This window comes from Amycolatopsis sp. SID8362, from assembly GCF_010550475.1.
GTDB classification, from domain to species: Bacteria; Actinomycetota; Actinomycetes; order Mycobacteriales; family Pseudonocardiaceae; genus Amycolatopsis; species Amycolatopsis eburnea.
Genome location: NZ_JAAGNB010001100.1, coordinates 1 through 277, shown reverse-complemented (window position 1 = coordinate 277; position 277 = coordinate 1). Strand labels below are relative to the sequence as shown.

Below are 277 nucleotides of genomic sequence, written 5' to 3'. Positions count from 1 at the left end.
ACTCCCGGATCGTGCCGAACCTGATCACCACCAGCGGCCCGGGCGACCTGTTCACCATCCGCAACATCGGCAACCTCGTCCCGGCCGGGCAGGCCGACCCGTCGATGAACGCGTCGATCGAGTTCGCCGTGGGTGTGCTCGGCGTCGAGGAGATCGTGGTCTGCGGCCACTCGGGCTGCGGCGCGATGGCGGCGCTCGCCGACGGCCCGCCGCCGGGGCCGCTGTCGGTCTGGCTCCGCCACGCGGAACCGAGCGCGCACCGCCTCGGCGCGGCCAC

At 74.0% G+C, this 277-nt stretch carries 1 protein-coding gene; it reads left to right on the top strand.

Annotation, left to right across the window (positions count from 1 at the left end):
* The coding region (locus G3I65_RS34040) for a carbonic anhydrase (RefSeq protein WP_160699734.1) at positions 1-277 on the top strand (277 nt) is incomplete at both ends.